Here is a 24,013-nt window from a genome sequence, read left to right as displayed (position 1 = left end):
CGTGCGCACCAGCGGCCTGAGGGCGCCGTCACGCTGAGGGCGCATAGGCTGTGCCCGTGGAGAACACGAGCACCCGCAGCACGAGCCGGCCGTCGACGCGCGTCTTCGTCGCCCGCCTTGTGGGTACGGGCGTCTTCGACCCGCTGGGCGACGCCGTCGGCAAGGTCCACGACGTCGTCGTGCTGCTCGCTCAGCGTGGGGAGCCGCGCGCCGTCGGCCTCGTCATCGAGGTGGCCGGGCGGCGCCGGGTGTTCCTGCCGCTGTCGCGCGTCACGGCCATCAACCCGGGGCAGGTCATCACCACGGGGCTGGTCAACATCCGCCGCTTCGAGCAGCGTGCGGTCGAGACCCTGGTCTTCTCCGAGCTGCTGGACCGGGTGGTGACGATGCGCGACGGCTCGGGCCAGGTGACTGTGCGCGACGTCGCGATCGAGAAGGACCGCAACCGGGACTGGAAGGTCACGCGCCTGTTCGTCCAGAGGGCCTCCTCCGGGCCGCTGGGACTGCGCCGAGGCGAGACCTTCATCGTGCGCCCCGAGGACGTCACGGGCCTGGCCGGCTCCCTCGAGCGCCAGTCCGCCACCGCCCTGCTGGCCACGATGGAGGACCTCAAGCCCGCGGACCTCGCCGACGTCCTGGCCGACCTGCCGCTGGCGAGGCAGGTGGAGGTGGCCGCCGAGCTGGAGGACGCCCGCCTGGCCGACGCCGTCGAGGAGCTCAGCGACGACGAGGCCGTCGCCCTCATCTCCGCGCTCGACGCCGCCCGCGCCGCCGACGTGCTCGACGCGATGCAGCCCGACGACGCCGCCGACCTCGTGGCGGAGCTGCCCGCTGCCCAGGCCGACGCCCTGCTCGACCTCATGCAGCCGGACGAGGCCGAGGACGTGCGCCGCCTGCTCACCTACGACGGCTACACCGCCGGCGGCCTCATGACGACCGAGCCCATCATCCTCCCGCCCGAGGCCACGGTGGCGACCTTCCTCGCCCAGGCCCGCAAGGCGGAGATCGCGCCGGCGCTGGCCGCCGTCGCCTTCGTGTGCCGACCTCCCCTGGAGACGCCTGCCGGCCGCTTCCTGGGGATGGTGCACCTGCAGCGGGCCCTGCGCGAGCGGCCGCAGCAGCCGCTGGGCTCGATCCTCGACAAGGACCTCGACGTCGTGCTGCCCGGGGACTCCATCGGCACGGTCACGCGCCTGCTGGCGACCTACAACCTCACGGCGCTGCCGGTCCAGGACGAGGCCGGGCGCCTGCTGGGCGCGGTGTCCGTCGATGACGTGCTGGACCACCTCATGCCGGAGGACTGGCGTGAGGCCGACGACGCCGTGACCGACGAGATGATCGAGAGGAGCGCGAATGCCTGAGCAGCTGGACCAGCCGCTGGAGGAGGGGCGTGCCCGCTGGCTGCGGTGGATGCGTCCGCGCCGTCACGCCTCCTCCGACACCTCGGGGCGCGTGTCCGAGGCGATCGCACGGTTCTCGGGCACGCCGACCTTCCTCATCTGGCTCACGCTCTTCGTCGTGCTGTGGATGGCGTGGAACACCTTCGCCCCGACCGGGATGCGCTTCGACAAGGCAGAGCTCGGCTTCACGGCGCTGACGCTCATGCTCTCGCTCCAGGCCTCCTACTCGGCGCCCCTCATCCTCCTGGCGCAGAACCGGCAGGACGACCGCGACCGGGTCACGGCCGAGCAGGACCGCCAGCGCGCGCAGGCCAACCTGGAGGACACCGAGTACCTCACCCGGGAGATCGCCTCGCTGCGCCTGGCGATGAACGAGGTGGCGACCCGCGACTTCGTGCGCGGCGAGCTGCGCGACATGCTCGCCGAGCTGCTGGAGGAGGAGCGGCGCTCACGCGAGGAGATCGTCGGCGAGATCGTCGAGGAGCTGGCGGACGAGCGCGCGGAGCACGAGGAACCCGAGGAGCCTGCCCACCAGCCGCGCCGGGCTGAGCAGTGAGGAGAGGCTCGTCCCATCGGGCCCCGGGGCGGCGGTGGACCCGTCGTGCTCCCCTACGATGGCCCCATGCCCACGACGCCCACTGAAGAGCAGGTCCGCGAGGCCCTGGCACGGGTCATCGACCCGGAGATCCGCAGGCCCATCACCGAGCTCGGCATGGTCGAGTCCGTCGAGGTCGGCGCCGACGGCGTTGTCACCGTCGGCGTGCTGCTGACCGTGGCCGGCTGTCCTCTGCGCGACACCATCACGGCGGACACCGAGCGGGAGGTCGGGGCCCTGCCCGGTGTCACCGGCGTGCGGGTGCGCATGGGCGTCATGACCGACGAGCAGCGCGCCGAGCTGCGCGTGCGCCTGCGCGGTGGCCAGGCCGAGCCGGAGGTGCCCTTCACCAAGCCGGGCAGCCTCACGCGCGTGTACGCGGTCACCTCGGGCAAGGGCGGTGTCGGCAAGTCCTCGGTCACGGCGAACCTCGCGGCCGCCCTGGCCGCCCAGGGGCTGAGCGTCGGCGTCGTCGACGCCGACATCTACGGCTTCTCCATCCCCCGCATGCTGGGGGTCAGCCACCCGCCCACCCAGCTCGACGGCATGATCGTGCCGCCGGTGGCGCACGGGGTGAAGGTCATCTCCATCGGCATGTTCGTGGAGGACAGGCAGCCGGTCGTCTGGCGCGGGCCCATGCTGCACCGTGCCGTCCAGCAGTTCCTCACGGACGTGTTCTGGGGTGACCTGGACGTGCTGCTGCTCGACCTGCCGCCGGGCACGGGCGACGTGACGATCTCCGTGGCGCAGCTGCTGCCCAACGCACAGATCCTCGTGGTGACGACCCCGCAGACGGCGGCGGCCGAGGTCGCAGAGCGCACCGGCCTCATCGCCACGCAGACGAAGCAGAAGGTCGCCGGGGTCATCGAGAACATGTCCTACCTGCCCCAGCCGGACGGCTCACGCCTGGAGATCTTCGGCTCGGGGGGCGGTGAGGCGGTCTCGGCCTCGCTGACCCAGACGCTGGGCTACGAGGTCCCGCTGCTCGCCCAGCTGCCGCTCGACATCCGTCTGCGCGAGGGCAGCGACTGCGGTGTCCCGGTGACCGTGGCCGACGGCTCCCGCCCGCCGGCCGACGCCCCGGCAGGCCTGGCCCTGAGCGAGGTGGCGCAGCGCCTGGGCCGCACCCAGCGTGGTCTGGCCGGAATGCGGCTCGGCATCAGCCCGGTGGGCGGCTGAGCCCACGACGCGGCTGCGAGGCCCGTCCGCTGTCCCGGTGCGCACGCCCCGGGACGGTGGGCGGGCCTCCTTGCTGTGGTGACGACGACGGTCCCGGGCAGCGTGCGCCGGGCCTCGGTCACACCGGGCCGGGGGCGTCGGCCGGGGCCGGGGACGGCTCCAGCCGGCCCCGTGGGGCTAGTCAACAGCGGCGGTGAGCGCCTGCTGTGAGGTGCGGGCGGCGGCTGCGGAGGCGCGCACGACGTCGCGCGGGGACAGCGGACGCGCACGCGGGACCTGGGGGGAGCCGACGACGAGGGTGGAGGGAACCTCCTGGGCGGGCACCTCCTCCTGGGCGGGCACCTCCTCCTGGGCGGGCACCTCCTCCTGGGCGGGCACCTCCTCCTGGGCGGGCACCTGGGGCATCTCGACGGTGACGGCGTCGGCCTCGGCAGCCGCCTCGTCCAGGCGTGCGCGCTCGGCAGCGGCGTCAGCCACCTTCGCCCCGGCCGCTGCGGTCGCCGCACCTGCCGCGGCCACCTTCGGGTTGGCCGCCTGGCGGGTCTCCTCGGCCTTCTCGTCGATCATCGCCGACAGCGACTTGCTGCCGTGGCGGGAGCGGGCGTCCTGCGTCACTGCTGCTGCGGCCGCGTCTCCGGACTCCTTGGCGGCGGAGGCGAAGGACTCAAAGGGCTGGGACAGGTCCCGACGGATCGCGTCGAGGTCCTCACCCAGGGCGTCACGCACGATCTTGCGCGGGTCGTAGTTACGGGGGTTGAGGTCCTCAAGGTTGAGCCCGGCGAGCTCGGGGCCGACCTCCTCCGCGATCTGAGCCTTGGCGTTGTCGAGGAAGAGGCGCAGCTGGCGCACCCACTGGGTCAGCTTCCGGGTGTACTCCGGCAGGCGCTGGGGACCGATGACGACCACCAGCACCAGCAGGAGGACGATGAACTCATTCCCTGAGATGCCAAACACCCGGTCAGTATAGGGAGGAGGCAGGCTCCCCCTGGGCGCCGTCCGTCCTGGGCCCGATCCGCCCAGGGCGATACCACCCACCGGGCCCACTGCCCCGCCACGGCGCTCCCCGGGCCGTGGACCTGGGACAATGGCCGTGGCACGCGCCGCCCGCACGTGCCTGTCGGGAGAGAGGGAGCACCCATGAGCGGTGACAAGACGCTGAGCTGGTCCTACACGGAGGAGTTCCCCATTGAGTCTGAGACGCAGGCTCAGGCACGACGGCGCGGCATCGAGCTGGGGGTCAGCCCGGTCTCCGCCGCCACGGGCGCCCTGCTCAGCACGCTGGCGGCCTCCGTCGGCGCCCGCTCGGTGGCCGAGGTCGGTACCGGTACCGGGGTCTCAGGCCTGTGGCTGCTTGAGGGGATGGGCCCGGACGGCGTGCTCACGACCATCGACATCGAGGCTGAGGTCCAGCGCGAGGCCCGCCGTGCCTTCGACGCTGCCGGCTACCCGGGCTCACGCACACGCGTCATCCAGGGCCGCGCCTCGGACGTCATGCCGCGGATGGCGGCACGCTCCTATGACATGGTGGTGCTCGACGTCGATCCGCTCGAGGCGGCGGCGCTCGTGGAGCAGGCGCTGCGCATGCTCCGCGTCGGCGGGCTGCTGGCGGTGACGAGGGCGCTGTGGAACGACCACGTGGCGGACCCGGCCCGTCGTGACGCGGTGACGGTGGCGGCCCGTGAGCTGGGCAAGGCGCTGCGCGAGCGCGAGGACCTGGTCGTCTGCCTGCTGCCGGTGGGTGACGGGCTTCTGGCGGCGGTGCGACGCGCCTGAGCCCGGGCACCGGCGGGACGCGCCCCGCCACGCACCCCTCCCTCGACGGCCCGGTCGCGGCACCAGGCGCGTCCCGCCCGGTGCGTCCGGGCGCGACGGACGGGCGTCAACGACACCGAGACAACGACACTGAGACGGGGCCGGGTCCCTCGCGGACCCGGCCCCATCCCAACGGGCCTAAGACTCGGCCTGGGCGTTCGCGCCCTGGCCGACAGCCACCTGCTGGTGCTGGATCAGATCCTCACGACGTCAGATCTTGACCGAGCCCAGGGCCTCCTGGAGCTGCTTGATCTCGTCGGGGCTGATCTCGACGACGAGACGGCCACCTCCCTCGAGCGGGACACGCATGATGATGGAGCGACCCTCCTTGACGACCTCAAGCGGGCCGTCACCCGTCCTGGGCTTCATGGCAGCCATGGGATCCCCTTTCGGTGAAGAGCGCGCTGAACGGCGCGGTTCCCAGTATCCTAGGCCACCGCGCCGTCCCCGTGGGGGCTTCGTGGCGAAGCCCACTTGGGTGAGCAGGCCGGGGCGCACCGGGTCCCGGGCCCGGCGCTCAGGCGCCGACGCGCGCGTCCTGGCCGGCCCGCAGGCGGCGTGCGGCCCCGACCACGTGCTCCACGGCCTCCTCGGCCGTGTCCACGACGCGCACGAGATCGACGTCCGCGGCGGCGATGACTCCCGCGCCCACGAGGGTGCCGCGCACCCAGTCCAGCAGGCCGCCCCAGAAGGAGGTGCCCACCAGCACCACGGGGAAGCCAGCGACCTTCTGGGTCTGCACGAGCGTGAGCGCCTCGAAGAGCTCGTCCATCGTGCCGAAGCCTCCGGGCATGACGACGAAGCCGTCGGAGTACTTGACGAACATCGTCTTGCGGGCGAAGAAGTAGCGGAAGTGGATCCCGAGGTCCACGTAGTCGTTCATGCCCTGCTCGAGGGGCAGCTCGATGCCCAGGCCCACGCTCACGCCCCCCGCCTCGTGCGCCCCCTTGTTCGCCGCCTCCATGACGCCAGGGCCACCGCCGGTGATGACGGCGTAGCCGTGGCGCGCCAGCCCCGCGCCGACCTGCGTGGCCAGGGCGTAGACCGGGTCCTCGGTGCTCGTGCGGGCGGAGCCGAAGACGCTGATGGCGGGCCCCAGCTCGGCGAGCGCGCCAAAGCCCTCGACGAACTCCGACTGGATGCGCAGCACCCGCCACGGGTCGGCGTGGAGCCAGTCGGTGCCGTCATGGCTGGACAGCAGGTGCGCGTCGGTGGTCTCGGAGGGGATCTGGGAGCCGCGCAGCAGCACGGGCCCCTTGCGGTAGGACTGCCGGCGTTGTGTGTGTGACATGGGCTGATCCTCCCGCAGGACGCCGGCGCGTGCGCTCAGGCACGGCCCACGTCGTCCTCCACGGGCACGAGGAGGACGACGTGGGCACAACGTCCCTGTGTCCCGGATAACCCATGAGGGCCGTCACGATCACCTCTGTCTGCCGGTCCCTGCCGGTACGTTCACAGCATGACTGAGACCCCTTCCCTCATCGATGAGGTCACTGCCTGGATCAACGAGGATCCGGACGCCGTCACCCGCGCGGAGCTCACCAGCCTCCTGGACGCGCACCAGGCCGGCGACGCCTCGGCCACCGCCGAGCTGGCCGACGCCTTCTCCTCCAGCCTCCAGTTCGGCACCGCCGGGCTGCGCGGACGCCTGGGCGGCGGGCCGAACCGCATGAACCGTGTGGTCGTCATCCGCGCCGCAGCCGGCCTGGCCGCCTACCTCAAGGGCAGGCTCGGTGAGGGCTTCAGCGTCGTCATCGGCTACGACGCCCGTCACGGCTCCGAGGTCTTCGCCCGCGACACCGCCGCCGTCGTCACCGGTGCCGGCGGACGGGCGGTCCTGCTCAACCGCTCCTGCCCGACCCCGGTCCTCGCCTTCGCGCTGCGGCGCCTGGGCGCCGACGCCGGCGTCATGGTCACCGCCTCGCACAACCCCGCCCAGGACAACGGCTACAAGGTCTACCTGGGAGGGCGAGCGGTCACCGACTCCGGCCAGGGCGCCCAGATCGTGCCGCCTTACGACGCCGACATCGCGGCGGCCATCGCCGCCGTCGGGCCGCTGAGCACCGTGCCCAGGCCCGCCTCCGGCTGGGAGGAGGCCGGGGAGGAGCTCATTGAGCAGTACCTGGCCACGGCCTGCGTCTCACGCGTGCCCGCCGCCGCGGGCCTGCGGATCGTGCTCACCGCCCTGCACGGCGTCGGCGGGGAGATCTGCCGCGAGGCACTCGGACGCGTCGGCTTCGACGACGTCGTCGTCGTGCCCGAGCAGTTCGAGCCGGACCCGGACTTCCCGACCGTCTCCTTCCCGAACCCGGAGGAGCCCGGCGCCCTCGACATGGCCCTGGCCCTGGCTCGTGAGGTCGGTGCGGAGCTCGTCATCGCCAACGACCCGGACGCGGACCGCTGCTCGGCGGCCGTGCCGGACCCGCACGCGCCCGGAGGGTGGCGCCAGCTGTCGGGCGACGAGGTGGGCTCGCTGCTGGGTGAGCAGGCGGCCGAGCTCGCCGCCTTCGCCGGCACCGGCGTGCTCGCCAACTCCATCGTCTCCTCTCGCCTGCTGCGCCGCATCGCCCAGGCCCACGGCCTGGGCCACCGCATCACGCTCACGGGCTTCAAGTGGATCAGCCGGGTGCCGGGCCTCGTCTTCGGCTACGAGGAGGCCATGGGCTACTGCGTGGACCCGAGGAACGTGCGGGACAAGGACGGGGTGTCCGCCGCGGTGCGCCTGGCGCTGCTGGCCTCGGTGCTCAAACAGCAGGGGCGCAGCCTGCTCGACCTTCTCGACCGCCTGGCCCGTGAGCACGGCCTGTACGCCACGAGCCCGCTGAGCGTGCGCGTTGAGGACCTGTCCCTCATCACCGAGACGATGGAGCGGCTGCGCTCCGGCGGCGGCCCGGCGCACCTGGCGGGCTCACCGGTGGTGGACGTCTTCGACCTCCTCGACGGCGCCAGCGACGGCAACGGCCACCGGCTGCCCCCGACGGACGGGCTCATCTTCAAGACAGCGGCGGACGACCGCGTGGTCATCCGCCCCTCGGGCACGGAGCCCAAGCTCAAGTGCTACTGCGAGGTGGTGGTGCCGGTCGCGGTGGACGACCCCGTCGAGGTGGCCCGCCGCACCGCAGCTGACCGGCTGGAGCGCGTCAAGAACGACCTGCGGGCCGTGCTGGGCGTGTGAGCCGCACGGGCGGGCCGCCAAGCCCCGCCCGGCCCGGCGCCAACGGTCTGCTCAGGCCCTGAGCACCCTGCGGGTCCCGACCGAGCCGGCCCAGACCAGGGCGCACAGCACGCCGATGCACCCACCGGCGCTCAGCTCGCCCGCCACGGCGACGCCGAGGCCCGCCAGGGCGCAGCCCGCCCCCACCAGCGCCGATCCGATCACGAGGGCACGCACGCTGCGCACCCACGGGACCACCGCCGCGGCGGGCGCGGCGATGAGGGCGATGGGCAGGATCGTGCCGAGCGCGGGCACGAGCACGACGATGGCGACGCACACGAGGCCCATCACCGTGGCCTCCGCGGCGCGGGTGCTCAGCCCCGAGGCCCGGTGCCCCACGGGGTCGAAGGCGTGGAAGGACAGGCGCGGGCCCACCGTGAGCAGGAGGAGGACGGTCACCGCCAGGCACAGGCCGGCTGTCCAGACGTCGGTGACCTTGACGTTGAGCAGGGAGCCGGCGAGAAATCCGTCCACCTTGAGCGGCAGCGGGGCGAACCAGGTGCCAAGGAGGTAGCCCAGGGCGAAGCCGATGGACAGGACCGCCCCGGCAGCGGCCTGCGCCGAGACGCCCGGCACGCTCTGGATCCAGCGGGCCAGGGCCAGCATGGGCAGGCACATGAGGGCGGCACCGATGAGGACGGACACGGACAGGGCCGCGTAGCCCGCCCGCCCGCCCCACAACGCCGGCACGAGCCAGGCGGCCGTGACGACGCCGGCCACGGCACCGGGGAAGGTCGAGTGGGTGAGGGACTCGGCAAGGAAAATCCGGCGCTCAATGAGGGCGATGGCGCCGACGGTCCCCGCGAGCAGCCCCACGAGGACGGCGACGACCACCGGGAGCTCGAGCAGCTGCCAGGACACGGTGCTCACAGCGCCCCCTCCCCCTCGCTCGCGACGTCCTGGCCGCTGCGCGTGCTCCTCGTGGCCGCGCCTGAGCGGAGCGCACCGGCCAGCCGCACCCCGCCGACAGCCATGACAAGCGCCAGGGCCATGATCATGATGACCGAGGCCTGGGGCGAGACCGGCCGCGGGGATGGTGAGACGGCCAGGAGCAGCCCCAGCCATCCACCCCCCACCCCGACGGCGGCCGCGGTGGCGACCATGCCGGGCACGGTGCCGGCGAGCACGCGGCCGGTGGTGCCCGGCAGGGTGAGCATGCCGATGACGAGGAGGGTGCCGACGGCGGTGGAGGCTGCGACGACGACGGCTGCCACGGCGGCGTTGAGCACGAGGTCGAGGGCGAGCACCCGCAGCCCTGAGGCCCGGGCGCCGAGCGGGTCGAAGGCGGTGGCGACCTGCTCCTTCCAGGTCAGGCACACGAGCAGCAGCGACAGTGCGCTGACGACGAGGGCCTGGGTCAGGCGCAGGTCGGTGACCTCGAGCAGCCTGCCGAACATGAGGGCCTCGAGCTGGCCGGACATGTCCCCGTTGGACAGCAGCACGACCATGCCCACGGAGAAGAACCCGGTGAGGACGACGGCGGTCCCAGCCTCGGAGGCGTCGCGCCTCGAGTGGTGGTCCACCCAGGTCAGGGCGGCAGCGGCCAGGGCGCCCGCGACGGCCCCGGCGGGCACGATCATGTCGGTCCCGGCGGTGACGGCGCCGACGACGATGCCGGGGAAGACCGCGTGGACGAGCGCCTCGGCGTGGAACTCGGCACGGCGCAGGTTGACGAGCACGCCCACGAGGGCGCACACGCAGCCCAGGACCACGAGCAGGACAAAGGGCCGGAACAGGAAGGGGGCTGTGGCCAGGGGGGCGATGCCGGGGACCTGGGACACGGCAGCGCGCAGCGCCTCGACGGCGGCGCTCACCAGGCCGGTGAGACCGTCGGCGGCGCTCATCGGGCGCTCACCCGTAGCGCGGCGCCGTCCCCGTCGCAAGGGACAGAGCCCGGCGTCGTCACCGTCCTCACGGCGGGCATGGAGACGGGCAGGCCGAGGAGGCGGACGGCGTGCTCGTGCCCCGCTGCGTACGCCTCCTCGACGAGGGCGGGGACGAGGACCTCCTCTCGGGGCCCGAAGGCGACCTGGCGCCCGGCCAGGAGGGCGACCTGCTCGCAGACCTCGCGGGCGAGGACGAGGTCATGGGTGGACACGACGACGGCGACGCCATCGGATTTCAACCCGGCAAGGATGCGCAGCAGGGCGTCACGGTTGGGCTGGTCAAGGCCGTTGAAGGGCTCGTCGAGCAGGACGAGGCGGGGACGGGAGGCCAGGCAGCGGGCGAGCAGGACCCGTTGCTGCTGGCCTCCTGACAGCTCGCCGAAGCGCCTGCCGGCGAGGTGCGAGAGCCCGACGGCCTCGAGGGCCTGGCGGGAGCGCTCGCGCTGCCTGCGCCCCGGGCGCCGCAGCGGGCCCAGGGCGGAGATGGTGCCCATGAGGACGACGTCGAGGGCCGTGACGGGGAAGGTCGGGTCGAGGTCCGCGACCTGCGGGACGTAGCCGATGCTGCCAGCCGGGGCCCGGCCGGGGTCCTGACCGTTGACGACAGCGGTGCCGTTGACAATGCGGACCATGCCGAGCAGCGCGCGCAGCAGCGTCGTCTTGCCTGAGCCGTTGGGGCCGACGAGAGCCAGGGCCTGCCCCGCGCGCAGGGTGCCGGTGACGCCGGTGAGGACGGGGGCGCGCCCATAGGCCAGGGCGAGGTCGGTGAGCACGAGGGCGGTGTCCTCGGGCTCGTGCCCCGTGGCGGCGGTCGGTTGCTCGGCGGTGGTCATGGCGGTCTGTCTCCGGTGGTCAGGGCTGGACGACGTCGGTGGGGGCCCAGGGGGCCAGCGCGGCGGGGACCTCGGAGGCGGTGCCTCCCCAGACGGTGGTGAGGTTGGTGACATTGTGCAGGATGGAGCCGATGTAGGTCTCGCCGTCGGAACCGGGTGCGCCGAGCGAGTCGCCGTACAGGGCCTCGTCGCCGATGACGGCGCGCACGCCCGCGAGGGCGGCGACCTTCTCGACGGACTCAGGGTTGTTGGAGTTCTCGGCGAAGATCGCCACGGCGCCGGAGGCGGTGATGGCGTCGGCCGTCGCCTGGATCTTCTGGGCGGTGGCGTCCTGCTGGGCGTTGAAGTCGCTCATGGCGGCGCCCTCGAAGCGGATACCGTAGGCCGCGGAGAGGTAGCCGAAGGCGTCGTGGCTCGTGAACAGGACGCGGTGCGCGGCGGGGACGGTTCCCAGGCTCTGCCCGGCCCACGTGTCGAGGGTGCGCAGGAGGTCTGCGTAGGCGTTGACGTGGCCGTTGATGGTGTCGGCGGCCTCGGGGGCGACGGCGGCCAGGGCGGCACCGATGTTGGCGACCTGGACGGCGGCGTTGCGGGGGTTGGTCCACACGTGGGGGTCGTAGCGGAACTCGGCCTGCTGGCCCGGGTCGGGGGCGAAGGGCCAGGGGGCGACGTCCACGGCCTGGGTGCCGCGGTCGATGGTGTAGGGCAGCGCGGCCTCGGCCTGCCTGCTCGCACCGGGGTGGTCGACGTCGTCGGCCGTCAGGACACCGGAGGTGACGACCATCGTGCCGTTAAAGCCCGTGGAGGCGATCGCGTCGTCGAGGAAGTGCTCGAGGTCCACGCCGTTGACGAGGAAGAGGTCGGCCTCGGCGAGGGCGGCCGACTGGGCGGCGGTCATCTCGTGCTCGTGGGCGGAGGCGTTGGGGGCCAGCAGGCAGGTGAGGGTCAGGCGCACGGCCGCGGTGGCGGGGTCGGCCCCGAGCTCGGCGGTGGTGCCATCGGCGCCGGTGCGCGAGAAGGACAGGTCCGTGCCACCGGAGGCCAGCTGGGTGACGTAGTCGCAGATCTGGGTGGTGGAGGCGACGGCGTGGATCGTCGTGGCCTCGGGGTTGACCTTGCCTCCGGGCCCGGAGGCGCCGCAGGCGGCGAGGGTGGCGACGGCGAGAGCGAGGGCGGCGACCGCCGAGGCGGCGCGTCCAAGGGTCCTGGCAGCGGTTCTCATAAGCCTCAGATTATTTCGGGTACCCGAAACATTCAACTTGGTGTGGAGCCCTGGCGGCAGTGTGCCGTGTCTCTCACCCACGCGCCTTCCCTGGCGCGGGCGGCACCGGGCACAGCGGGCGGCACCGGGCCCTGCGGACGTGGGCTCAGTCCTCCAGGCCGTCGAGGATGGACACCGTGGAGGACACCCCCAGGCGGGTGGCCCCGGCCTCGACCATGGCGAGGGCGGCCTCGGCCGTGCGGATGCCCCCCGAGGCCTTGACGCCCAGGCGCTCACCCACCGTCTGGCGCATGAGGCGCACCGCGTGGGTGCTCGCGCCGCCGGCGGGGTGGAAGCCGGTGGAGGTCTTGACGTAGTCCGCGCCGCCTCGCTCACAGGCTCGGCACACCGCGACGACCTCCTCGTCGGTGAGCGCCGCCGACTCGATGATGACCTTGAGCAGGGCGGCGCCGACGGCCGCCTTGACCGCCCGCACCTCCGCCTCGACATCCTCCCAGTCGTGCTCCTTGACCTGGCGGAGGTTGACCACCATGTCCACCTCGTCGGCCCCCTTGGCGACGGCGTCCGCCGCCTCGGCCACCTTGACCGCGGTCGCGTGGGCCCCCGACGGGAAGCCGCAGACCGTGGCCACCCTAAGCCCGTCGGGCACCTCGACGGGCAGCTGGCTGGGGCTCACGCACACGCTGAAGGTCCCCAGCTCGGCGGCCTGCACGACCAGGGCGGCCACCTGCTCCCCCGTCGCCTCGGGCGTGAGCAGGGTGTGGTCGATGATGGCGGCGATGTCGCGGCGGCTGGGCACGGCGGGTCCTTTCCTCGTCAGCGGGGCTGCGCGACCAGCCTAGGCGGCCCGCTGTGGGCCGTCCCGCCGGGCGCCTGGCCTGAGGCACGCCTGGACGGGGCTCAGGCCAGGCGCCCGAGCACAACCCCGGCCTCGCGGCGGGCCACCGCCTCGGCGGCGGCGGGCGACCCGGCCGGGCTGATCGTGACTCCACCCTCCAGGGCCTCCACGGCCCGCGCGAAGCGCTCGGGTGTGGCGGTGTGCAGGGTGAGCAGGCACTGGCCCCTGCGCACGGCGTCGCCTGGCTTGGCGTGCAGCTCGACGCCGGCCACCGCCTGGACCGGGTCCTCCTTGCGGGCCCGTCCCGCACCCAGGCGCCAGGCGGCGAGCCCGACCTTGAGGGCGTCGAGCCCGGTGAGCACGCCGTCCTCTCCCGCCGTGAGGACCTCGGTCTCCGGGGCCACTGGCAGGGGCGCGCTGGGGTCGCCGCCCTGGCGGCGGACCATCTGGCGCCACACGTCCATGGCCCGCCCGTCCGCGAGCGCGGCACGCAGCTCATCCTCACCCGTGGGGCGCCCGGCGGCGTCCAGCATCTCGGTGGCCAGCGCCAGGGTGAGCCCGACGACGTCGGCGGGACCGCCGCCGGCCAGGACCTCCAGGCTCTCGCGCACCTCGAGGGCGTTGCCGGCCGTCAGGCCCAGCGGGGTGGACATGTCGGTCAGCAGCGCGCGGGTCGTGACCCCGGCTTGCGTGCCCAGGCAGACCATCGTCCCAGCGAGCTCGCGGGCCGTGTCCATGTCCCTCATGAAGGCCCCGGAGCCCACCTTGACGTCCAGGACGAGGGCGCCGGTGCCCTCGGCGATCTTCTTGCTCATGATCGAGGAGGCGATCAGCGGCACGCAGGAGACGGTGGCCGTCGTGTCGCGCAGGGCGTAGAGCTTCCTGTCGGCAGGGGCGAGCCCGCTGCCGGCCGCGCAGATGACGGCACCCGGGCCTGAGGGGCCGAGCATGTCGAGGACCTCCTCGTTGCTCAGGGCCGCGCGCCAGCCGGGGATGGACTCCATCTTGTCCAGGGTCCCACCGGTGTGCCCGAGGCCGCGGCCCGACAGCTGGGGCACGCTCACGCCGAAGACGGCGACGAGCGGCGCCAGCGGCAGGGTCGTCTTGTCGCCCACACCGCCCGTGGAGTGCTTGTCCGCGGTGGGCCGGCCGATGCCGGAGAAGTCCATGCGCCCGCCGGTGCGGATCATGGCGTCGGTCCAGCGGGCGGTCTCGCGCGGGTCCATGCCGTTGAGGTAGATCGCCATCGCCAGGGCGCTCATCTGCTCCTCGGCGACGACGCCGCGGGTGTAGGCACCGACGACCCAGTCGATCTGGGCGTCGGTCAGGCGCTGACGGTCGCGCTTGGCGGCGATGACCTCGACGGCGTCAAAGGGCTCGACGGCGGGTGCGGTGGGCATGCGGTCCTCCTGGGTCGGTGTCGGCGCGGTCGGGCTCAGTGGTCGGCGGCGCCGTTGGCCTCCGCGGGGGCGACGGCACCATCGACCAGGGCCATGTCACCGACGCTGAAGCGTCCGGGCAGGACCTCGTCGATGGTCATGGTCCCGGCGGGCATGAGCAGCAGCATCTGAGGGTGGGCGTGCTCGGACAGGGTCTGGCGGCAGCGACCGCAGGGGGCGCAGCGCTCCCCGCGCGCGTCCACACAGGCGAAGGCGACGAGCCGCCCACCGCCGGTGCGCACGAGCTCGGACACGAGGCCGCACTCGGCGCACAGCGTCTGGCCGTAGCCGGCGTTCTCGATGTTGCAGCCGGAGACGAGCCGGCCGTCCTCGGCGACGGCGGCGGCCCCGACCTTGAAGCGGGAGTAGGGGGCGTAGGCGTAGGTCATGGCCTCGCGGGCCAGGCCGGTCAGCCGTGCCCACAGGGCGTCGTCAACGTCCTGCGGGCTCACGCTGCGTCCCAGGCTGCCGCCGCTGGTGGTCGCCGTCGCCACGGTCTGGGTGCTCATGCGCGTGCCAGCTCCTGTCTCGCCCGGGGTGTGGTGCTGAAACATATACCGCCTCGGCCCGCACCCCGGCGGACGGGCCGCTGTGCCCACCGCCGTCTCACGGGTAGGGCACGCCCTCCGCGGCGGGGGCGCGGACCTTGCCCACGAAGCCTGCGACAGCGAGGATCGTCACGACGTAGGGGATCATGAGGACGACGTTGGCCGGGATAGGTGAGCCGATGACGCCGAGGGTCTGGCCGACGGCGGTGGCGAAGCCGAACAGGAGCGAGGCGTACAAGGTCCCCAACGGGTTCCACGCGCCCAGGATCATGGCGGCCAGGGCGATGTACCCGTTGCCGCCGCTCATGTCCTCGGTGAAGCGCAGGCCCGATCCGACGGTGAAGAAGGCGCCGCCGAGCCCGGCCAGGGCGCCGCCCAGGACGAGGTTGTTGACGCGGGTGCGCATCACCTTGATCCCCACCGTGTCAGCCGCCTTGGGGTGCTCGCCCACGGCCCGCATGCGCAGGCCCCAGCGGGAGCGGAAGAGCATGAAGGACAGCACGCCGACGACGACGTACAGGGCGTAGACGAGCACCGTCTGCTTGAAGAGCACCGGGCCGAGGACGGGCACGTGGCTCAGCAGGGGGATGGCGATGGTGGGCAGGCGCATGGCCCGGTTGAGGGTGCTGGAGTCCGCCAGGAAGGTGGAGAAGAAGAAGCCGGTGAGGCCCGAGACGAGCACGTTGAGCACAACACCGACGACGACCTGGTTGACCCGGTACCTCAGCCCGAACAGCGCCAGCAGCAGGGCGACGGCCATGCCCGCCACGGGTGCGGCGAGCAGGCCGGCCCAGGCGTTGGACGTGACGGAGGCGGCCACGGCCGCGAGGAAGGCACCACCGAGGAGCTGGCCCTCGATAGCGATGTTGATCGTGCCCGAACGCTCCCCGACGACGCCGGCCAGGCCGCCGAAGACGAGGGGCACGCTCAGGGCGACCGTTGAGGACAGGATCGTCACGAGGGGGATGAGCGTGTCCCGCCCTGCCCCGGCCCAGGTGAGGAAGGCGATGACGAAAGCGGTCCCCATGGTGGCGACGACCCAGGTGGGGACCGTGGCACGGGCCAGGGCCCGGCGGTGGGCCAGGGCCGTCGCGGCGGCGGCCGCCAGCGTCATGACGAGGATGACGGGGCGGGCGGGCAGGGTGAGCACCGGGATCTGGAAGAAGTCGGCGCTGGTGGCGAGCTGGAAGCGGGTGCTGCCGTGGGAGGTGGCCGCCATGAGGGCGGTGAGGGCCGCCGCGACGACGCCGGTGGCCGGGGCCTTCCAGGAGACGGGGGCGAGGGCGGCGGCCGGGCCGGTGCCTGCTGCGGCGCTGCGGGTGGTGGTGACGGGCACGGCTCAGGCCTCCTGTCCGGGTGCGTGGGGCGCGGGCGTGGCGGCCTCAGCCTCCAGGCGTTGGGTCTCGCGGTTACGGGCGTAGGAGCCGGGGACCGGCAGCCGGTAGACGGCACGCACCAGGGGCGGGGCCGCGATGAACAGCACGATGGTGGACTGCAGGATGAGGACGATGTCGATAGGGGTGCCGGTGGCGGCCTGCATGAGGGTGCCGCCCGCGGTGAGACCGCCGAAGAGGATGCCGGAGAGCACCGTTCCCAGCGGCTTGGAGCGGCCCAGCAGCGCCACCGTCATGGCGTCGAAGCCGATGGAGCCGGCGATGGAGGCGGTGAGGTACTTCTGGGTGCCCAGGACCGGGCCGGTGGCAGCCAGCCCGCACAGGGCGCCGGAGATGATCATCACCAGGGCCGTGACGCGCGGGACGCTGATGCCCGCGGTGCGGGCGGCCTCGGGGTTGAGACCCGTGGCGCGCAGCTGGAACCCGAGGGTCGAGCGCTCCAGGAGCCACCAGACGAACCAGGCGGCCAGCAGCGCCAGGAGGAACCCGGCGTGCAGCCTGAAGGAGGGGCCCAGCAGCAGCGGGTAGGTGGCGCCCGCGCCCACCGGCAGGGAGCGGGGGTTGGAGTTGCCCGCCCCGATGAAGGCCTTGAGGGTGAGCATGTGGGCGATGAGGTAGGCGCCGATGGAGTTGAGCATGATGGTCGTGATGACCTCACTGGCACCGGTGGTGGCCTTGAGCAGGCCGGGGACCGCGCCCCACAGGGCGCCCCCGAGGAGGGAGCCGAGCACCGCCACAAGCAGGTGCAGCCCGGCGGGCAGGTCCCAGGCGAAGCCGGCGTAGCCGCCGACGACGGCCCCGAGGATGATCTGCCCCTGGCCCCCGACGTTGAACAGTCCTGAGCGGAAGGCGACCGCCATGCCCAGCCCCGCGAAGATGAGCGGGGTGGCGTTGACGAGGGTCTCGGTCAGCGGGCGCCACATGCGCTCGGGGGACGAGGCCCGCCAGTCGAGGAGCCCACCGCGCAGGAGCGCGGAGTAGGCCTCGCCGAGGGAGGTGGCGCAGGCGCCCAGGAAGTCCGAGGGCCGTGCCAGCAGGTAGCCGGCGGTCACACGCACGTCGTCGTCGGCGACCAGGATGAGGACGGAGCCGACGATGAGGGCGCTGAGGACGGCCAGGACCCCCATGAGGCCGTTGGACTCGGCGATCTGGCGTGCCAGGCCGGGCTGGGACCCGTCCCGGCCCGCGGCGCGGCAGGTGCTCTCGCTCATCACTTCTCCTCGGTGTCCTGGGTGTCCTGGCCGGCGCCGGCGGAGGCCAGGGCCTGGTCGAGCGGTACGCCGGCCATCATGAGGCCCAGGACGTCCCGCGGGGTGTCAGGTGGGACGACGCCGACGACGCGGCCCTTGTACATCACGGCGATGCGGTCGCTGAGCGAGTAGATCTCGTCGAGCTCGCTGGAGACGATGAGGACGGCCGTGCCGCCGTCGCGCGCACGGACGATGCGCTTGTGGACGAACTCGATGGAGCCGACGTCGAGCCCGCGGGTGGGCTGGGAGGCCACGAGAACCCTGAGGGGGCGGGAGAGCTCACGGGCGAGGACCGCCTTCTGCGCGTTGCCGCCCGACAGGGTGGAGATCGGGTCGCCGACGTCGCTGACGCGCACGTCGAACTCCTCGCGCAGGCGCTCGGCGTGGGCGCGGACCTTAGCGGGGTTGAGGGCCGGACCGGCCCCGAAGGCGGGGTCGTCGAAGCGGTCCAGGATCATGTTCTCGGCGACCGAGAAGCCTGCCACGAGGCCGTCGGTGGAGCGGTCCTCGGGGACGAAGCCCAGGCCGGCGGCCAGGCGCTGGCGCACGCTCAGGCGGGTGAGCTCCGTGGAGCCGATGGACAGCGTGCCGGCCGAGGGCCGCCTGAGGCCGAGGATGACCTCACTCAGCTCGGTCTGGCCGTTGCCCTGGACACCCGCGACGCCGAGGACCTCGCCCTCGTGCACCGTGAGGGTGACGTCGTCGAGCAGGAGGGCGCCGTCGTCATCGACGACGCTCAGCCCCTCGAGGCTCAGGCCCACCCCACCGGGGACGGCGGGTTCCTTGTCCACGGTGAGGGAGACGTCGTGCCCCACCATCATGCCGGCGAGCTCGGCCTGGGAGGCGGTGGGGGCGGCGGTGCCGACGACCCTGCCACGGCGGATGACCGTGATGGTGTCCGCGACCTCGCGGACCTCGCGCAGCTTGTGGGTGATGAAGACGATGGAGGTGCCCGAGGCCTTGAGGTCCCGCATGATGTCCATGAGCTCGTCGGTCTCCTGCGGGGTGAGCACGGCGGTGGGCTCGTCGAGGATGAGGACCTTGGCGTCGCGTGAGAGGGCCTTGAGGATCTCGATGCGCTGCTGGACACCGACGGGCAGGTCCTCGATGTAGGCGTCGGGGTCCACGTCGAAACCGAAGCGCTCTGAGATCTGGCGGACCTTGGCTGCTGCGGCCCGGGCGTCGATGACGCCGCCCAGGCGCCCGGTGGGCTCGTAGCCCAGGGCCGCGGACTCAGCGACCGTGAAGACGGGCACGAGCATGAAGTGCTGGTGGACCATGCCGATGCCGGCAGCGACCGCGTCACCAGGGCCGCAGAAGCGCACCGGCTCGCCGTCGATGAGGACCTGCCCGGCGTCGGGCTGGTAGAGCCCGTACAGGACGTTCATGAGGGTGGACTTGCCGGCGCCGTTCTCTCCCAGGAGGGCGTGGATCTGTCCCGGCTCGACCGTGAGGTCGATGTGGTCATTGGCCACGAGCGGTCCGAAGACCTTCGTGATCCCGCGTAGCTCGAGCTGCACGCGTGCTCGCTTCCGTCGTGGGTCGGCGCCCGGTCAGGGGCTGGAGGATGTGGTGCGTCGCCTCGCGGGACGCACCGGTGGCACGCTGACGCCGCCGCCCGGGGGGCGGCGGCGTCAGCGGCGGGTCAGGGGGTCATGTCTCACGAGGGACCTGCGCTGCGGCGGGTGCCGGGCCGCAGGTCAGGAGGGGTCGTAGGCGGTGGACACGTCCAGGGTGCCGTCGATGATCTGCTGCTTGATCTCCTCGACGCCCTTCTTGACGTCGGCGGGGACGTTGGAGGCCCAGTCGTGGTAGTCGGCGATGGACACGCCGCCGTTCTCGAGGGTGCCGACGTAGGGCTCGTTGGTGAACTTGCCCTTGGCGGACTGCTCGATGGTGTCGTAGACCGCGTTGCCGATCTCCTTGATGACGCTCGTGAGCATGAAGGAGCCGAACTCGGTGGTGTGGTAGCCGTCGGCGTCAACCCAGATGGCGGCGTTGCTGGACGAGCCCGAGTCCTGGAGGGCGGCGAGGGTGCCCTGGCCGACGGGGCCGGCGACCGGCAGGATGATGTCCGCGCCCTGGGACAGGAACTGCTGGGTCAGCTGCTGGCCCTTGGCGGTGTCGGTGAAGTCACCGGTGAAGGAGCCCGCGTCCGGGTTGGCCGGGTCCCAGCCCAGGACCTGGACGTGGGTGCCGTGGTCCGCGTTGTACTTGGCGACGCCCTGGGCGTAGCCCTCCATGAAGATCTGGACGGTGGGGATGGCGACGCCACCGTAGGTGGCGACGGTGCCGGTCTTGGTGGTGCCCGCGGCGACGTAGCCGGCGAGGTAGGAGGCCTCGGCGGTGTTGAAGGACAGCGGCTTGCCGTTGTCCAGCTCGATGGTCGTGCCGTCGGCGGACTGGAAGGAGGAGTCGATGATGGCGAACTGGATGTCAGGGTTGGCCTGGGCGGCCTCGGTCAGGGCGGGGGCGATGACGAAGCCGACGCCGATGATGAGGTTGCAGTCCTGCTGAATGAGCGAGTCGATGTTGGGCTGGAAGTCGGCGTCCGAGCTCGACTCGACGCCGACGATCTCGACGCCGAGCTCGGCCTTGGCCCGCTGCATGCCCTCCATACCGGACTGGTTGAAGGACTGGTCGTCGAAGCCTCCTTCGTCGGAGACCATGCAGGCCTTGAAGTTCGAGGCCGGGGCGGACGTGGAGTCAGTCGGCGCGCTGCCGCAGGCGGCCAGGCCCAGGGCGGCCACCAGGCCGAGCACCAGGGCGTAGTAAGGCTTCTTCGTCTTCACAGTGGGACCTCCGGTCGGGGTGGGGGACGTGGCCCCGGGGCACCCGGCCGGAGAGCCTCGTCCTCAAGGCTGGAGAGCAAGCCTCCCCGGTCCGGGGCAGGTGGTCACGTGGTGGGCTCGTGGGGACCATGGTCGCACACGGCGGACCGTCAGGGGGCCCAGTCGCTCACAGGAGGTCGTCGCGCCCCTCGGCCCTGAGCCCGTCGACGACCCCCTTGACCGCCTGCGCCTGCCCCGGTGTGGTCACCAGCAGCGCGTCGGGGGTGTCCACGACGACGAGGCCGGGAACCCCCAGCAGCACGACGCGGCGGCCGGTGGTGGAGGCGACGAGCGAGCCGGCCGAGCCCACAGCCGTCACCTCACCGGCCGCCTGGGTGCCCTCCGCCCCGCTGACACCCGCCAGGACGGCGGCGCCGGCAGCCGGGCCCTGCTCCTGCACGGGGACGAGCCCGACGAGCGCGTCGAAGCCACCGACGTCGTCCCAGCCCATGGAGACGGGCACGGTCGCCACCCCTCCGGCCGCGGCGACCGGCTCAGCGATGGCGTGGTCGATGGCGATCCTCTCCAGCCCCGGCCACACGCGCTCGAGGACCTCCTGGCGCTGCGGGGTGTCCCAGGCGGCGGCGATGCGCTCGATGCCCTCGGCCAGCGCGGGCCTGAGCCGCGCGAGGTGATCGAGCAGGACGCCGGCGCGGGCGACGAACATGCCGGCGTTCCAGCGGTAGTCACCGGTGGCCAGGTACTGGGCGGCGGTCGCGGCGTCGGGCTTCTCGGTGAAGCCGAGCACGCGGCGCCCGTCGGGGGCGCCGGGCACCTCGGTGGGCTCGCCGGCGCGGATGTAGCCGAAAGCGGTCGAGGGGCCGGTGGCCTCGACGCCGATGGTGACGACCCAGCCCGCCTGGGCCAGGAGGGCGGCCTGGCGGACGGCGGCGTGGAAGGCGGGCTCGTCGGCGATGGTCTGGTCCGCGGCGAAGGAGCCGACGACCGCCTCGCGCCCGTGGCGGCGGGCGATGACGGCGGCGGCCAGGCCGATGGCGGCCATGGAGTCGCGCGGGCTCGGCTCAGCCAGCAGCCTCTCGCACGGCACGCCCGGCAGCTGCTCGGCCACGGCCGCCAGGTGCGCACTGCCGGTGACGACCGTCGTCGTGCAGGCCACCGCCTCCAGACGGGCCACGGTGCCCTGGATGAGGGTCCGTCCCGTGCCGGTGAGGTCGAGAAGGAACTTGGGGTGGTGGCGCCTGGACAGCGGCCACAGCCGGGTGCCTGCGCCTCCGGCGGGGATGATGGCGTGGATAAGGGGGGCGCTCAGGCCCGCGGCGGTGTTGTCGGACACCACCCCAGGCTACCGGGCACCGCCGTCGGCCCCGGCGGATCGAGGGGTCCGAGGGCCGGCCGCACCGGCCCCGGTCCGGGCGGGCCCCACAGGCCCGGGACAGGCTCACTCGCGCGCGGGAGCGCCGCCCAGGGGCACGACGTCGAGCAGCTGCCACACGCCGTCGTCCCCCATCCGGTCCAGACGCACGCAGTCAACGACGAACTGGCCGCGGATGCCCTCCGCGGCGGCGAGGGCGTCGTCCAGGGCCTCGTCATCGACCTCGTGGGCGAGCGTGAGGTGCGGGTGGAAGGGGAATCGCAGGTTGCCGGCCAGGGGGCCCGTCGAGGCGCGCAGGGCGGCCTGCAGGGCGTCGAGCTCGGCGGCGCCGTCACCGACGGCCAGGTAGGCCACAGGACTGACTGGGCGGAACGAGCCGGCTCCCCCGACCTCGCACAGGAAGGGCGCCGTGACCCCGGCGACGCGGGCCACGTGCGCGCGCACCTCCGGCAGACGGCGCGAGGCGACCGCGGTGGGCGGCACGAGGGTGACGTGCGGCGGGATCGACAGGGCCAGGGGGTCCCCGGCGTCGAGCCGCACCACCCGCACCTGCGAGGCCCACGGCTGCGGCAGGGGAACGGTCACCCCCACGACGCACTGGTGCGCGTCGGTCTCAGGAACCTCCACAGCTCCTCCTCACCTGCGTCCCGGGCGGCGGTGGCCCGTCTCGCACTGCGGACCGCAGCCGGGCGGGCCGCGACGTGCCAGCCACCCCACAGCCTATCGGACCGGCGCCGGCCACCCCGGAGAGATGAACCCCGGGGCCCTGCTCTGGCAAGATGACACCATGCCGCACGAGAGCACGCCCGCCCCTGGCACCGCAGCCACCGCCCCCGTCTTCTCCCCCGCCCTCACCCCCGAGGAGGGCCACACTGCCGCCACCACGCTCTTTCGCGAGGTGTTCGGCACCGAGCCCGACGGCGTGTGGTACGCGCCCGGCCGCGTCAACATCATGGGTGAGCACACCGACTACAACGGCGGCCTCGCCCTGCCGATCGCCCTGCCCCACCGCGCGCACCTGGCGCTGCGGCGGCGTGAGGACCGCACGATCCGGCTCGTGTCCCCGCAGACGCGTGAGACGGTGGACGTGCTCGACCTCGACGCCATCGGGCCCAAGGGAACGCCCGGTGAGGTGAGGCACTGGAACGCCTACGTCGCAGGCGTCGCCTGGGCCCTTGAGCAGGACGGCCTCGGCCCGCTCACCGGCTTCGACGCCGCCCTGTACTCCTGCGTGCCGCTGGGCGGCGGCCTGTCCTCCTCCGCGGCCCTGGAGGCCTCCACCTGCGTCGCCCTGGACGAGGTCTGCGGCCTGGGCCTGGCGGGGACGGCGCAGGAGCCCGACGACGCCGGGCGCGCCCGCCTCGTGCGCTCGTGCGTGCGTGCGGAGAACGAGATGGCCGGCGCCCCCACCGGGGGAATGGACCAGTCCGCCTCCCTGCGCTGCCATGAGGGCCACGCCCTCGGGCTCGACTGCCGCACCGGCGAGACCACCCAGGTGCCCTTCGACCTGGCCCCCGCCGGGCTCGCCCTGCTCGTCATCGACACCAGGGCCAAGCACTCCCTCGTGGACGGGCAGTACGGCGCCCGCCGCGCCGCCTGTGAGCGCTCGGCCAAGGTCCTGGGTGTGCAGCTGCTGGCGGACATCGACGTCAACGGCCTGGACCATGCCCTGGCGCGCCTGGCCGCCTGCGGTGAGGACAGCGCCGCCGAGCTCGTCATGCGCACGCGCCACGTCGTCACCGAGATCGACCGCACCCGCCGTCTCATCGCCCTCCTGCAGGAGGGCCGGCCGCTGGCCGGGGACACCCTCGCCCAGGTCGGCGCACTGCTCAACGGCTCCCACGACTCGCTCAGGGACGACTACGAGTGCACCTGCCCGGAGCTGGACCTCGCCGTCGAGGCCGCCCGCGCCGCCGGCGCCCACGGCGCCCGGATGACGGGAGGCGGCTTCGGCGGCTCCGCCATCGCGCTGGTGGACGCTGACAAGGTGGACGAGGTGGCCCGCGCCGTCGTCGCCGCCTACGCCGAGGCCGGCTTCACACCGCCCGCCTTCCTCAACGCCGTGCCCTCGGCGCCCGCGGGCCGCCTCGCCTGACCCGCAGCCCGGCGCCGGAGGGGCCGACGTCGGCCGTCAGGGCACGGCAGCGGCGCCCTGACGGCCGCACGCCCCCTGAGGGCGATCTCATCCCCGGGGATGAGATGAGGCCCGGGGCACCTGTCCTAGCCTTCAGGTGTCATT

22 protein-coding genes are annotated in these 24,013 nt (G+C 73.1%); 6 read left to right on the top strand and 16 right to left on the bottom strand.

What is annotated here, in order from left to right:
- Positions 1-56: 56 nt before the first annotated feature.
- From ACSJJR_RS05170 to ACSJJR_RS05160, 3 genes are all read left to right on the top strand, one after another.
- A complete protein-coding gene (locus ACSJJR_RS05170) occupies positions 57-1,361 on the top strand; it encodes a magnesium transporter MgtE N-terminal domain-containing protein (RefSeq protein ID WP_435942438.1) in 1,305 nt (434 codons plus the stop codon).
- Entirely contained in the window at positions 1,354-1,956 is a 603-nt protein-coding gene (locus ACSJJR_RS05165) for a DUF1003 domain-containing protein (protein ID WP_435942437.1), read from the top strand. The genes ACSJJR_RS05170 and ACSJJR_RS05165 overlap by 8 nt, the downstream gene beginning before the upstream one ends.
- 66 nt (positions 1,957-2,022) lie before the next feature.
- Positions 2,023-3,174, top strand: a complete 1,152-nt coding sequence (locus ACSJJR_RS05160) for an Mrp/NBP35 family ATP-binding protein (RefSeq protein WP_435942435.1) — start codon at positions 2,023-2,025, stop codon at positions 3,172-3,174.
- 177 nt (positions 3,175-3,351) lie between these two features.
- Here ACSJJR_RS05160 and ACSJJR_RS05155 read toward each other — a convergent pair whose 3' ends face one another.
- A complete protein-coding gene (locus tag ACSJJR_RS05155; RefSeq protein ID WP_435942434.1) occupies positions 3,352-4,128 on the bottom strand; it encodes a twin-arginine translocase TatA/TatE family subunit in 777 nt (258 codons plus the stop codon).
- Positions 4,129-4,311: 183 nt separating this feature from the next.
- Between ACSJJR_RS05155 and ACSJJR_RS05150 the strand changes: the two genes are divergently transcribed.
- Complete coding sequence (locus ACSJJR_RS05150; RefSeq protein ID WP_435942432.1) at positions 4,312-4,947, top strand: O-methyltransferase; 636 nt, start codon at positions 4,312-4,314, stop codon at positions 4,945-4,947.
- Between the two features lie 249 nt (positions 4,948-5,196).
- On the opposite strand, the gene ACSJJR_RS05145 is transcribed toward ACSJJR_RS05150, so the two are convergent.
- Together ACSJJR_RS05145 and ACSJJR_RS05140 are read right to left on the bottom strand one after the other, a co-directional pair.
- On the bottom strand, positions 5,197-5,364 hold the full coding sequence (locus tag ACSJJR_RS05145; protein ID WP_166855599.1) for a DUF3117 domain-containing protein: 168 nt from the start codon (positions 5,362-5,364) through the stop codon (positions 5,197-5,199).
- Positions 5,365-5,503: 139 nt separating this feature from the next.
- Entirely contained in the window at positions 5,504-6,277 is a 774-nt protein-coding gene (locus ACSJJR_RS05140; protein WP_435942431.1) for a TIGR00730 family Rossman fold protein, read from the bottom strand.
- 168 nt (positions 6,278-6,445) lie between these two features.
- On the opposite strand from ACSJJR_RS05140, the gene ACSJJR_RS05135 reads away from it, so the two are divergent.
- The gene (locus ACSJJR_RS05135) at positions 6,446-8,161 is read left to right on the top strand and encodes a phospho-sugar mutase (protein WP_435942430.1); all 1,716 of its coding nucleotides are present in this window, start codon (positions 6,446-6,448) and stop codon (positions 8,159-8,161) included.
- Positions 8,162-8,212: 51 nt separating this feature from the next.
- On the opposite strand, the gene ACSJJR_RS05130 is transcribed toward ACSJJR_RS05135, so the two are convergent.
- The 13 genes from ACSJJR_RS05130 to ACSJJR_RS05070 all read right to left on the bottom strand — a co-directional run bounded on the left by ACSJJR_RS05130 (position 8,213) and on the right by ACSJJR_RS05070 (position 22,401).
- Positions 8,213-9,070, bottom strand: coding sequence for a metal ABC transporter permease (locus ACSJJR_RS05130; RefSeq protein WP_435942429.1), 858 nt, complete (start codon positions 9,068-9,070; stop codon positions 8,213-8,215).
- Positions 9,067-10,044, bottom strand: coding sequence for a metal ABC transporter permease (locus tag ACSJJR_RS05125; protein WP_435942427.1), 978 nt, complete (start codon positions 10,042-10,044; stop codon positions 9,067-9,069). The genes ACSJJR_RS05130 and ACSJJR_RS05125 overlap by 4 nt, the downstream gene beginning before the upstream one ends.
- Positions 10,041-10,919, bottom strand: coding sequence for a metal ABC transporter ATP-binding protein (locus ACSJJR_RS05120; RefSeq protein ID WP_435942425.1), 879 nt, complete (start codon positions 10,917-10,919; stop codon positions 10,041-10,043). The genes ACSJJR_RS05125 and ACSJJR_RS05120 overlap by 4 nt, the downstream gene beginning before the upstream one ends.
- A 19-nt stretch (positions 10,920-10,938) precedes the next feature.
- Positions 10,939-12,141 carry a metal ABC transporter solute-binding protein, Zn/Mn family gene (locus ACSJJR_RS05115; protein WP_435942423.1) on the bottom strand — a complete coding sequence of 401 codons (1,203 nt, stop codon included), beginning with the start codon at positions 12,139-12,141 and terminating at the stop codon, positions 10,939-10,941.
- A 145-nt stretch (positions 12,142-12,286) separates the two neighbouring features.
- On the bottom strand, positions 12,287-12,940 hold the full coding sequence (gene deoC / locus ACSJJR_RS05110; protein WP_435942422.1) for a deoxyribose-phosphate aldolase: 654 nt from the start codon (positions 12,938-12,940) through the stop codon (positions 12,287-12,289).
- 101 nt (positions 12,941-13,041) lie between these two features.
- Positions 13,042-14,379 carry a thymidine phosphorylase gene (locus tag ACSJJR_RS05105; protein ID WP_435942421.1) on the bottom strand — a complete coding sequence of 446 codons (1,338 nt, stop codon included), beginning with the start codon at positions 14,377-14,379 and terminating at the stop codon, positions 13,042-13,044.
- A gap of 35 nt (positions 14,380-14,414) precedes the next feature.
- Positions 14,415-14,927 (bottom strand): cytidine deaminase, encoded by a 513-nt coding sequence (locus tag ACSJJR_RS05100; protein ID WP_435942420.1) that lies wholly within the window; start codon positions 14,925-14,927, stop codon positions 14,415-14,417.
- Between the two features lie 97 nt (positions 14,928-15,024).
- A complete protein-coding gene (locus tag ACSJJR_RS05095; protein WP_435942419.1) occupies positions 15,025-16,302 on the bottom strand; it encodes an ABC transporter permease in 1,278 nt (425 codons plus the stop codon).
- A 3-nt stretch (positions 16,303-16,305) separates the two neighbouring features.
- Complete coding sequence (locus ACSJJR_RS05090) at positions 16,306-17,571, bottom strand: ABC transporter permease (RefSeq protein ID WP_435942417.1); 1,266 nt, start codon at positions 17,569-17,571, stop codon at positions 16,306-16,308.
- Positions 17,571-19,130: an ABC transporter ATP-binding protein gene (locus ACSJJR_RS05085; RefSeq protein ID WP_435942415.1), complete on the bottom strand. Its 1,560-nt coding sequence runs from the start codon at positions 19,128-19,130 to the stop codon at positions 17,571-17,573. The genes ACSJJR_RS05090 and ACSJJR_RS05085 overlap by 1 nt, the downstream gene beginning before the upstream one ends.
- A gap of 180 nt (positions 19,131-19,310) precedes the next feature.
- Positions 19,311-20,402: a BMP family lipoprotein gene (locus ACSJJR_RS05080; protein ID WP_435942413.1), complete on the bottom strand. Its 1,092-nt coding sequence runs from the start codon at positions 20,400-20,402 to the stop codon at positions 19,311-19,313.
- 166 nt (positions 20,403-20,568) lie between these two features.
- Complete coding sequence (locus ACSJJR_RS05075; RefSeq protein ID WP_435942412.1) at positions 20,569-21,735, bottom strand: mannose-1-phosphate guanylyltransferase; 1,167 nt, start codon at positions 21,733-21,735, stop codon at positions 20,569-20,571.
- A gap of 105 nt (positions 21,736-21,840) precedes the next feature.
- Positions 21,841-22,401: a 2'-5' RNA ligase family protein gene (locus tag ACSJJR_RS05070; RefSeq protein ID WP_435942410.1), complete on the bottom strand. Its 561-nt coding sequence runs from the start codon at positions 22,399-22,401 to the stop codon at positions 21,841-21,843.
- Between the two features lie 160 nt (positions 22,402-22,561).
- Here ACSJJR_RS05070 and galK point away from each other — a divergent pair, with 160 nt between their 5' ends.
- The gene (galK, locus tag ACSJJR_RS05065) at positions 22,562-23,869 is read left to right on the top strand and encodes a galactokinase (protein WP_435942409.1); all 1,308 of its coding nucleotides are present in this window, start codon (positions 22,562-22,564) and stop codon (positions 23,867-23,869) included.
- Positions 23,870-24,013: the final 144 nt, after the last annotated feature.

Source organism: Actinomyces sp. W5033 (assembly GCF_051303165.1).
The sequence above is the reverse complement of the archived record's forward strand: the minus strand, read 5'-3'. Positions and strand labels throughout refer to the sequence as shown.